Consider the following 11,087-nt stretch of genomic DNA (forward strand, 5'->3'; position numbering starts at 1 on the left):
CGCGGCGAGTGTCCCGTACACAGCTCCACCCAAAGTGCCGGACAAGGGAGATCGTCCAGGATGAACCGCAAGACTTTGGTGCTGCCGGCCGTAGTGGGCCTGCTCGCCCCCGTACTCGCCGCGTGCGGCGGATCGGAGAGCGGGGGAGGCGGCGGCAAGACCATCGTCGTGGGAACCACGGACCAGTTCGTGGCCACCAAGGACGCCCCCGCCCCCTTCGATCCGGCGCACGCCTATGAGACCGGCATCTGGAACGTGATGATGCAGACGACTCAGTCGCTGGTCCACGTTCCGCGCGGCGGCGGCCTGCCCGTCCCCGACGCGGCCTCCTCGTGCGGCTTCACCGACAAGGAGAACGAGAGCTACCGCTGCACCCTGCGCGACGGCCTGGAGTTCTCCGACGGCACCCAGGTGACCGCCGACGACGTGAAGTACTCCATCCAGCGTGTCATCGCCATCAAGGACGACAACGGCCCCGCCGGTCTCCTCGACAACATCGACACGATGGAGACCAAGGGCGCCGGCGAGATCGTCTTCCACCTGAAGACGCCCGACGCCACCTTCCCGTACAAGCTGGCGACGCCCGCCGCGGGCATCGTGCCGAAGGACAAGTACGAGCCGAAGAAGCTCCGCAGCGGCTTCGAGGTGGACGGCTCCGGCCCGTACACGATGAAGGCCGACGTCAAGGGCGACCAGGCGGTGAGCTTCACGTTCACCAAGAACCCGAACTACAAGGGCGACGTGAAGCTCGCCAACGACAAGGTCGAGCTGCGCTCCTTCCCGTCCGCCGAAGCCATGGGCACGGCGCTCGGCAAGGGCGACATCGACCTGATGGCGCGCGCCATGGCGCCCGGGCAGATCCAGCAGATGCAGGTCAGCCCGAGCAAGGACGTCAACCTCGTCGAGATGCCCGGTCTCGAAATCCGCTACCTGGGCTTCAACACCGACGACCCGGCGGTCAAGAACAAGGCCGTGCGCCAGGCGATGGCCCAGTCCATCGACCGCAGCACCCTGGTGAGCAAGGTGTACGGGCAGTCCGCCGAGCCGCTGTACTCGCTGATCCCCACCTCGATCGCCGGGCACACCAACTCGTTCTTCAACAAGTACGGCGAGGCCAGCAAGGCCAAGGCGGCGCAGATCCTCAAGGCCGCCAACATACAGACGCCGGTCAAGCTCACGCTCAACTACACCAAGGACCACTACGGTTCGATCACTGCGGACGAGTTCAAGAACCTCTCCCAGCAGCTGAACGCGACCGGCCTGTTCAACACGACCGTGCAGGGCACCGAGTGGTCGAAGTTCCGCCCGGCGCAGAAGAAGGGCGACTACGCGGTCTACGGCCTCGGCTGGTTCCCCGACTTCCCGGACCCGGACAACTTCATCGCGCCGTTCTTCGGCAAGGACAACTTCCTCAACACGCCGTACGTCAACAACGACATTCGCAACACGCTGATCCCCGAGTCGCGGGTGGCGGCCGACCGCAACCAGGCGTCGAAGCCGTTCGAGCAGATCCAGGACATCGTCGCCAACGAAGTCCCGGTCATCCCGCTGTGGCAGGGCAAGCAGTACGTCGCGGCCCGCACCGACATCACCGGCACCGAATGGGCCATTGACTCCTCGTCCAACCTCCGGCTCTGGGAGCTGGGCCGGGGCAAGGCCTGACGCACGACCCGGCCGCGTCCCCCACGCGACGCGGCCGGCCACACCCCCCCGCACGCAGCACTGTGAGGCACGCGCACGTGAAGATACGCAACCGATGGCTGACGGCCCCGCTCGCGGCGGGAGTGGCCGCCGGCGCCCTCACCGGCTGCGGAACGCAGCAGGGCGAAGGCGCGGCCAGTTCCGGCGGCTCGATCGTCATGGGGATGTCCGACGACATCCTGGCCACCGACCCCGCCTCCGGGTACGACCCCGGCTCATGGCTGCTGTTCAACAACGTGTTCCAGTCGCTGCTCAGCTTCCCCAAGGGCAGCTCGACCCCCCAGCCCGAGGCCGCGCAGGCGTGCAGCTTCGACAAGGGCGGCTCCACGGTCTACCGCTGCACCCTGCGCCCGGGCCTCACCTTCAGCAACGGCGACAAGCTGACCTCCGAGGACGTCAAGTACTCCTTCGAGCGCACCCTGAAGATCAACGACGACAACGGCCCGGCGCCGATGCTCGCCACCCTCGGCAAGATCGACACCCCGGACGCGACCACGGTCGTCTTCCACCTCAAGGTCCCGGACGCGACCTTCCCCAGCAAGATCGCCTCCGGTGCCGGCTCGATCGTCGACCACAAGGAGTACCCGGCCGACAAGCTCCGCACCGACGGCAAGGCGGTCGGCTCCGGCGTCTACAAGCTGAACTCCTTCGGCGAGAAGCAGGCCGTCTTCTCGGTCAACTCCTCCTACAAGGGCACCGTCGAGGCGAAGAACTCCGGCCTGACCCTGAAGCTCTTCCACGGCGACCAGAAGGCGCTGGCCGCCGCCTTCGACAAGGGCGACGTCGACTTCGTCTACCGAGGCCTCACCGCCAAGGACACCGCCGCCCTCCAGGCCTCGTCGACTTCCGGCACCAAGGGAGTCGACGTCGTCGAGGGCACCAGCGCCGAGGTCCAGGACCTGGTCTTCAACATGAAGGACCCGGTCGCGGGCAAGCTCGGGGTGCGCAAGGCGATCGCCTACCTCGTCGACCGCGAGGCCCTGGTGCGCGACGTCTACTCGTCCACCGCGAGCCCGCTGTACTCGGTCATCCCGAGCGGCATCACCGCCCACAGCACCGCGTTCTTCGACACGTACGGCGGCAGCCCCCAGCCGGCCAAGGCGAAGGCGGCGCTGCACACGGCGGGCATCACCGGCAAGGTGAAGCTGACTCTGTGGTCGACGCCCAGCCGCTACGGACCCTCCACCGACGAGGAGTTGAGGACCATCGCGGCCCAGCTCAACGCGAGCGGCCTGTTCGACGCGGACGTGAAGTCGGTCGAGTTCAAGCAGTACGAGAAGGACATCGAGGCCGGGAAGTACGGCGTCTACGTCAAGGGCTGGGTGCCCGACTACCCGGACCCGGACAACTTCACCCTGCCCTTCTTCGGCAAGGGCAACGTGCTGTCCAACAACTACACGAACAAGCAGATCACCGACGAGATCCTCCCGGAGACCGCGGCCACCACCGACCGCGCCGCCACGGAAGCGGACTTCGCGCGCCTCCAGGACACCGTCGCGGACGAGGTCCCCCTCCTGCCCCTGTGGCAGGGCAAGCAGTACGCGGTCGCCCACACCGGGATCACCGGCCTGGAATGGACCCTGGACCCGTCAACGGTCTTCCGCTTCTGGGAAATCAAAAAGGGCTGACCCCTCAGCCGGGCTTTCACTTACCCCGCGCCCCGTAAGGGGCGCGGGGAACTGCGCGATCAGCCCGAGCCAACCCGCACCTGCCAACCGGGCGTCAGGCACCCCCTCTTGGGGCACCTGCACACCGGGCGTCAGGCACCCCCTCTTGGGGCACCTGCACACTGGGTGTCAGGCACCCCCTCTTCGGGCACCTGCACACTGGGTGTCAGGCACCCCCTCTTCGGGCACCTGCACACTGGGTGTCGGGCACCCCTCTCTTGGGGCACCTGTTCACCTGGCGTCGGACCAACCCATCCAGGGGCGCGGGGAACTGCGCGACCAGCCCGAGCGGGCCCGCGGACGATCTACAGCCGGTGGCCCCGGAAGCCCCTCCGGCGCCTGAGGAGCGGGGGCCAGGGGGGCAGAGCCCCCAGGGGGCCGGGGAGCCACCCCGCCCTCACTGGGCACCAGGCCGCACCAACCCACTCTCATACGCATAGACCGCCGCCTGCACCCGATCCCGCAGCCCCAACTTCGTCAGCACATGCCCCACATGCGTCTTGACCGTGGTCTCGCTCACAAACAGATCCGCCGCGATCTCCGCGTTGGACAGACCACGCGCCACCAGCTTCAGGACCTCGACCTCACGGTCGGTCAGCGTGTGCAGCGTGTCCGGCACCGGGTCCTCACCCGACGGCAGGTGATCGGCGTACTTGTCGAGCAGCCGCCGCGTGATCGACGGCGCCAGCATCGCCTCGCCGGCCGCGACCACGCGGATCGCCTGCACCAGCTCCGTAGCGGGCGCGTCCTTCAAGAGGAAGCCGCTGGCCCCCGCCTTGAGCGCCTCCACCACGTACTCGTCGAGATCGAACGTCGTCAAAACCAGCACCTTCGCCGGCCCGTCCTTGCCCGGCCCGCTGATCTGCCGAGTGGCCTCCACCCCGTCCATCCGCGGCATCCGGATGTCCATCAGGACCACATCGGGCTGGAGCGCCCGCACCTGATCGAGGGCCTGCAGACCGTCACCGGCCTCGCCGACCACCGCGATGTCCTGCTCGGCCTCCAGGATCATGCGGAAGCCGGTGCGCAGCAGCGGCTGGTCGTCGACCAGTAGGACGCGGATCGCCACGGGTACTCCTCATCAGATTGCTGGACCCGGCCCATTCTGCCCTGCTCACCGCAGGCGGGTCCGTCCGGGCAGGCGGCCCCGGCGGCACCCGCCCAGCGACGCCAGGAAAGCGGCCCCCCGGGGAGAGGAGACCCCCCGGGAACGGGGACCCCGGCGCCCGGAAGCCCGACGCACTCAGCCTGCCGAATCGGCAGCCGGGACGATGGACAACGGGTATACCGGGGGAGTCCCGCCGAATTCGGGGCAGACCGCCTGGTGATCGCACCAGCCGCACAGCTTGGTCGGCCGCGGCCGCCAGTCACCCGTCTCCGTGGCCAGCCGGATCGCCTCCCACAGCGCGTGCAGCTTCCGCTCCACCTGCAGCAGATCCGCCTCCACCGGGTCGTACGTCAGCACATCACCGCTGCCGAGGTAGACCAACTGGAGCCGGCGCGGCACCACCTGCTTCAGGCGCCACACCACCAGGGCGTAGAACTTCATCTGGAAGAGCGCGCCCTCCGCGTACTGCGGCCGGGGCGCCTTGCCCGTCTTGTAGTCGACGATCCGCACCTCACCGGTGGGCGCCACATCAACCCGGTCGATGACCCCGCGAAGCCGCAGCCCCGAAGCCAGCTCCGTCTCGACGAAGAACTCCCGCTCCACCGGCTCCAGGCGCGTCGGGTCCTCCAGCGAGAACCAGCGCTCCACGAGCCGCTCCGCCTCACCGAGCCACTTGGCCAGGCGCTCGCCCTCCGTGTCCTGCGCGAACAACTCGGTCAGCTCAGGCTTCGCTTCGAGCAGCCGGTCCCACTGACCGGGAATCATCGACTTGGCGCGCGGCGCGGTGCGCTCGGCCGCCGGATCGTCGAAGAGCCGCTCCAGGACCGCGTGCACCAGCGTGCCGCGCGTGGCGGCCTCGCTCGGCTTCTCCGGCAGCCGGTCGATCACCCGGAACCGGTACAGCAGCGGGCACTGCATGAAGTCGTTCGCCCGCGACGGCGACAGCGACGTGGGCTGCTGGGCGGCCGCGGCCCCACCCGTGCTCGTACTCATGACTCAGACCCTACGACCCGCCACTGACAGCGAGCGGAATACCATCGACGACAGGTGCCCTCACCCTGCATGATCGTGGTAACGCACCATGCGGCGAACACACGGCGGACGAAGTGAGTCCGGCCGGTGCCCCGGGGCACATTTCCCGGGACAGACATCGTACCGACGAAGGGAACCCGTGGAAGACAGCGGCGAAAGCGGCAAGCGCGGACGGCCGCGGTCCGGCGCGGAGGACGGGAAACCCGGCGCGGGCCCCGGCAACCGCAAGCAGCCGCGCCCCGGCCCCGGCGGCGGCCTCCTCATGGGCCGCCCCTTCGGCGTGCCCGTCTACGTCGCCCCCAGCTGGTTCCTGGTCGCCGCCCTCATCACCTGGGTCTTCGGCGGCCAGCTCGACCGCGTCCTGCCCGAACTGGGCGCGGCCCGCTACCTCGTCTCCCTCTTCTTCGCCGTCGCCTTCTACGCGTCCGTCCTGGTGCACGAGCTCGCCCACACCGTCGCCGCACTCCGCTTCAGCCTGCCGGTGCGCCGCATCCAGCTCCAGTTCTTCGGCGGCGTATCCGAGATCGAGAAGGAGACCGAGACACCGGGCCGCGAATTCGTCCTCGCCTTCGTCGGCCCCCTGCTCTCCCTGGTCCTGTCCGGCCTCTTCTACCTCGGCATGAAAGCCGTCGAACCCGGCACCGTCCCCGGCGTGCTGCTCGCCGGACTGATGGTCTCCAACCTCATCGTCGCCGGCTTCAACCTCCTGCCCGGCCTGCCCCTCGACGGCGGCCGGATGCTCCGCGCCGTCGTGTGGAAGATCACCGGCAAGCCCATGAGCGGCACCGTCGCCGCCGCCTGGGTCGGCCGCGCACTGGCCGTCACGGTCCTCATCGGCCTGCCCCTGCTCACCCAGACCGGAGCGCTCGGCAACTCGCCCGACGAAGTCAGCGGCATGGACACCGTCACCGACGCGCTGCTCGCCGCCATCCTCGCCGCGATCATCTGGACCGGCGCCGGCAACAGCCTGCGCATGGCCCGGCTGCGCGAACACCTGCCGGAGCTGCGCGCCCGCACCCTCACCCGCCGCGCCGTCCCCGTCGAATCCACCACCCCGCTCTCCGAGGCGCTGCGCCGCGCCAACGAGTCGGGCGCCCGCGCCCTGGTCGTCGTCGACGGACACGGCGACCCCACCGCCCTGGTCCGCGAGGCCGCCATCGTCGGCGTACCCGAACACCGCCGCCCCTGGGTCGCCGTCAGCGGCCTCGCCCAAGACCTCACCGACGGCATGCGCGTCCCCGCCGAACTCGCTGGCGAGCCCCTGCTCGACCTGCTCCGCGCCACCCCCGCCACCGAGTACCTCGTCGTCGAGGAGACCGGCGAGATCTACGGAGTGCTCTCCGCCGCCGACGTCGAGAAGGCCTTCGTCGCCGCCATGGCACGGCCCGGCTCATAAACCCCCGCGCCACCACGGACGTGGCGTTCGAGACCTGGAACGGCCGGTACTCTGGTCGTATGTCCGAACCGACCGGTGCCGCCCGCCGTCGTGGGCCCTTCAAGGTCGGGGACCAGGTCCAGCTCACCGACCCCAAGGGACGCCACTACACGTTCACGCTCGAAGCCGGGAAGAATTTCCACACCCACAAGGGTTCCTTCCCGCACGACGAGCTGATCGGTGCTCCCGAGGGCAGTGTTGTCCGTACCACGGGAAACGTCGCCTACCTCGCGCTGCGCCCCCTGCTCCCCGACTTCGTCCTGTCCATGCCCCGCGGCGCCGCCGTGGTCTACCCCAAGGACGCGGGGCAGATCCTGGCCTTCGCCGACATCTTCGCCGGCGCCCGCGTCGTCGAGGCCGGCGTCGGCTCGGGCTCCCTGAGTGCCTTCCTGCTGCGCGCCATCGGCGACCACGGCATGCTGCACTCCTACGAGCGCCGCGAGGACTTCGCCGAAATCGCCACGCAGAACGTGGAGCGCTACTTCGGCGGCCCGCACCCCGCCTGGCAGCTCACCGTGGGCGACCTCCAGGACAACCTGTCGGACACCGACGTCGACCGTGTGATCCTCGACATGCTCGCCCCCTGGGAGTGCCTGGACGCCGTCTCCAAGGCGCTCGTGCCCGGCGGCATTCTGTGCTGCTACGTGGCCACCACCACCCAGCTGTCGCGCACCGTCGAGTCCATCCGCGAGATCGGCTGCTTCGCCGAGCCCCAGCCGTGGGAATCGATGATCCGCAACTGGCACGTCGAGGGCCTGGCCGTCCGCCCGGACCACCGGATGATCGGCCACACCGGCTTCCTCGTCACCGCCCGCCGCCTCGCGGACGGTGTGGAGCCGCCCATGCGCCGCCGTCGCCCCGCCAAGGGCGCTTACGGCGACGACTACGAGGGCCCCAACAAGGACTGACACGTCCCGAAGCTGGGCCTCGTACAACGAACCGGCGCCGCCGCCGAGTTCCCGGACCGACACGGGAACTCGGCGGCGGCGCCTTCGCGTTGAGCCTGTTGCCCCGGTATTCCGCGCCCATGTGACGTGTGGCACGATGCTGGCCACCCCACCGCCCGCACCGCCCTCCACAGGAGACCTCCCGCGTGCAGAATGCCGCCGTCCCTGAGCTCGCGCACACCCACGCCCGCCCCGTGCACTGGGTCGCCACCGCCACCGCGATGTCCGCAGTCGTCGCCCTCGCCGGTTTCCTGACGCCGGATCCGGCCAAGGCGTCCCAGCCGTCCAGCGGACACAGCACCCCGCTCACCACCGAGGCCGCCCCTGATCCGGGCACCGTCGCCTTCCCACTGGACTGCGGAAACCTCGGCACCATGGTGGAGAAGAAGGCCTCCGGCGACCTCGACGGCGACGGCGTCCCCGAAACCGTCGCGATCGTGCACTGCAACGCCGGCGGCGGCACCCCGCCCAGCGGCGTCTACGTCCTGACCCGGCCCGCGGTGAAGGGCGCACCCCCGCGCGTGGTGGCCACCCTGGTGAACCCCGCGGACCGGCAGAGCGTCACCGACTTCGCGGTGCGTGACGGAGTGGTCGCCGCGACCCTCCTCGGCTACTCCTCCGACGACGTACCGCGCTACGCTCCGGACGTACGCCAAGAGGTCAAATGGCGCTGGCGAGCGGGGAAGTTCATCCGCTCCACCGGCGCCGACGCCCTCGGCGCCTGAGCCCCGGACGGGCCCGCACGACCGGCCCGCCGCGGCACCCCCTCACCCGGCGCCTACTCGGCGTCGGGCCCGTACACCTCGACGCTGTCCGCAACCCGGCGCACGTGAATACAGTCGCCCGGGCACTCCTTCGCGGAGTCCACGACGTCCTGGAGCAGCGGCAACGGCACGGGCGTTGTGGCCTTCGGCGTCTGCAACAACTCGTCGTCCGAGCTCTTCACATACGCAAGCCCGTCGATGTCCAGCTCGAAGACCTCGGGGGCGTACTGGACACAGATGCCGTCGCCGGTGCACAGGTCCTGGTCGATCCAGACTTCGAGAGCCTCGTTCATGTGCCTGCCGTTCCTGCGCGAATGAATCAATCGATGCCAGCCCTGACGGGTGTTGACTCCATCGACGATAACAACCGCCCGCTTTCCGATGTTGTTGGGTGGGTATTCCCCTGACGTGAGGGAGAGCGCAAGGGTGAAGATCAGACACACCTCAGAGTCTTTGTGATCTAGGGGTTTCAATCACCACCAGCCCAGGTAGGGTCAGGAAGCGTCCAGCTCCCCTTGGAGGAGGTGAGGACCGTGGCAGCCCACGACGACGACAACAACCGCGGCATCCGGCCCGGGCGGGGGTCTGAGGACCCAGCCGGCCAGGTTGCCTATCTAGAGCAGGAAATCGCCGTCCTGCGACGTAAGCTCGCCGACTCGCCGCGTCATACGAGGATTCTCGAAGAGCGGATCGTCGAGCTGCAGACCAGCCTGGCAGGCGTGTCCGCACAGAACGAGCGGCTCGCCAACACGCTCCGCGAGGCCCGCGACCAGATCGTGGCCCTCAAGGAAGAAGTCGACCGGCTCGCACAGCCGCCGGCCGGCTTCGGAGTCTTCCTGCAGTCCAACGAGGACGGCACCGTCGACATCTTCACCGGGGGCCGCAAGCTCCGGGTGAACGTCAGCCCCAGCGTCGAACCCGACGAACTGAGGCGCGGCCAGGAAGTCATGCTCAACGAAGCGCTCAACGTGGTCGAGGCCATGGAGTTCGAGCGCGCCGGGGACATCGTCACCCTCAAGGAGATCCTCGAGGACGGCGAGCGCGCCCTGGTGATCGGGCACACCGACGAGGAACGGGTGGTGAGGCTCGCCGAGCCGCTCCTGGACATCACCATCCGCCCCGGCGATGCGCTCCTGCTGGAACCCAGGTCCGGCTACGTCTACGAAGTGGTCCCCAAGAGCGAAGTCGAGGAACTCGTCCTCGAAGAGGTCCCGGACGTCGACTACGACAAGATCGGCGGCCTGGGCAACCAGATCGAGCTGATCCGCGACGCCGTCGAACTCCCCTACCTCTACCCCGACCTCTTCAAGGAGCACGAACTACGGCCACCGAAGGGCATCCTGCTCTACGGCCCGCCGGGATGCGGCAAGACACTGATCGCCAAGGCGGTCGCCAACTCCCTTGCCAAGAAGGTCGCCGAGGTGACCGGCCAGCCCGCGGGGAAGAGCTACTTCCTCAACATCAAGGGCCCCGAGCTCCTCAACAAGTACGTCGGTGAGACCGAGCGCCACATCCGCCTGGTCTTCCAGCGAGCCAGGGAGAAGGCGAGCGAGGGCACCCCCGTCATCGTCTTCTTCGACGAGATGGAATCCCTCTTCCGCACCCGCGGATCCGGAGTCAGCTCGGACGTGGAGAACACCATCGTCCCCCAGCTGCTCGCCGAGATCGACGGCGTCGAAGGCCTGGAGAACGTCATCGTCATCGGCGCCTCCAACCGCGAGGACATGATCGACCCCGCGATCCTGCGGCCCGGCCGGCTCGATGTGAAAATCAAGATCGAGCGCCCGGACGCTGAGGCGGCGAAGGACATCTTCGCCAAGTACCTCAGGTCCTCGCTCCCGCTGCACGCCGACGACCTCGCCGAACACGACGGGGACAAGGACGGCACCACCCACGCGATGATCCAGTCCGTGGTGGAGCAGATGTACGCGGAGTCCGAGGAGAACCGCTTCCTGGAAGTCACGTACGCCAACGGCGACAAGGAAGTCCTCTACTTCAAGGACTTCAACTCCGGCGCCATGATCCAGAACATCGTGGACCGGGCCAAGAAGATGGCCATCAAGGCCTTCCTCGACCAGAACCAGAAGGGCCTCCGGATCTCCCACCTCCTCCAGGCTTGCGTGGACGAGTTCAAGGAGAACGAAGACCTGCCCAACACCACCAACCCGGACGACTGGGCCAGGATTTCCGGAAAGAAGGGCGAACGGATCGTATTCATCCGCACGCTCGTCACCGGAAAGCAGGGCGCCGACACCGGACGCTCCATCGACACGGTGGCCAACACCGGTCAATACCTGTAAAAGGCAGGCCGGCTGCGGGTGCCCGAGCGGGCACCCCCCCCCCGCCGGGGTTTAGTGCCCCAAAAGCCCCCCCCCCAAAAGCCGAAATAATAAAACCCCCCCCCCAAAGCGGGGGAGGCGGATAGGGTGACCC

Annotated in this window: 9 protein-coding genes; 6 read left to right on the forward strand and 3 right to left on the reverse strand. The window is 68.5% G+C overall.

The features are described 5' to 3' along the window. Positions 1–60: 60 nt before the first annotated feature. Positions 61–1,662: an ABC transporter substrate-binding protein gene (locus AB0D31_RS29900; RefSeq protein WP_362728888.1), complete on the forward strand. Its 1,602-nt coding sequence runs from the start codon at positions 61–63 to the stop codon at positions 1,660–1,662. 77 nt (positions 1,663–1,739) lie between these two features. Next, entirely contained in the window at positions 1,740–3,329 is a 1,590-nt protein-coding gene (locus AB0D31_RS29905; RefSeq protein WP_362728890.1) for an ABC transporter substrate-binding protein, read from the forward strand. Between the two features lie 436 nt (positions 3,330–3,765). On the opposite strand, the gene AB0D31_RS29910 is transcribed toward AB0D31_RS29905, so the two are convergent. Further along, a complete protein-coding gene (locus AB0D31_RS29910; protein ID WP_267054106.1) occupies positions 3,766–4,437 on the reverse strand; it encodes a response regulator transcription factor in 672 nt (223 codons plus the stop codon). Positions 4,438–4,611: 174 nt separating this feature from the next. After that, entirely contained in the window at positions 4,612–5,469 is an 858-nt protein-coding gene (locus AB0D31_RS29915; RefSeq protein WP_362728892.1) for a RecB family exonuclease, read from the reverse strand. Positions 5,470–5,647: 178 nt separating this feature from the next. Here AB0D31_RS29915 and AB0D31_RS29920 point away from each other — a divergent pair, with 178 nt between their 5' ends. From AB0D31_RS29920 to AB0D31_RS29930, 3 genes are all read left to right on the forward strand, one after another. Next, entirely contained in the window at positions 5,648–6,904 is a 1,257-nt protein-coding gene (locus AB0D31_RS29920; RefSeq protein ID WP_362728894.1) for a site-2 protease family protein, read from the forward strand. A 59-nt stretch (positions 6,905–6,963) separates the two neighbouring features. Continuing rightward, positions 6,964–7,851 (forward strand): tRNA (adenine-N1)-methyltransferase, encoded by an 888-nt coding sequence (locus AB0D31_RS29925; protein ID WP_053723500.1) that lies wholly within the window; start codon positions 6,964–6,966, stop codon positions 7,849–7,851. Positions 7,852–8,036: 185 nt separating this feature from the next. Beyond that, the gene (locus AB0D31_RS29930; protein ID WP_362728896.1) at positions 8,037–8,615 is read left to right on the forward strand and encodes a hypothetical protein; all 579 of its coding nucleotides are present in this window, start codon (positions 8,037–8,039) and stop codon (positions 8,613–8,615) included. Between the two features lie 53 nt (positions 8,616–8,668). Here the strand turns inward: AB0D31_RS29930 and AB0D31_RS29935 are convergent, their stop codons facing one another. After that, a complete protein-coding gene (locus AB0D31_RS29935; protein WP_362728898.1) occupies positions 8,669–8,947 on the reverse strand; it encodes a ferredoxin in 279 nt (92 codons plus the stop codon). 240 nt (positions 8,948–9,187) lie between these two features. On the opposite strand from AB0D31_RS29935, the gene arc reads away from it, so the two are divergent. Next, positions 9,188–10,954, forward strand: a complete 1,767-nt coding sequence (arc, locus tag AB0D31_RS29940; protein ID WP_362728900.1) for a proteasome ATPase — start codon at positions 9,188–9,190, stop codon at positions 10,952–10,954. The last annotated feature ends 133 nt before the right edge of the window (positions 10,955–11,087 follow it).

It is taken from the genome of Streptomyces sp. NPDC048361 (genome assembly GCF_040651795.1).
GTDB lineage: Bacteria > Actinomycetota > Actinomycetes > Streptomycetales > Streptomycetaceae > Streptomyces.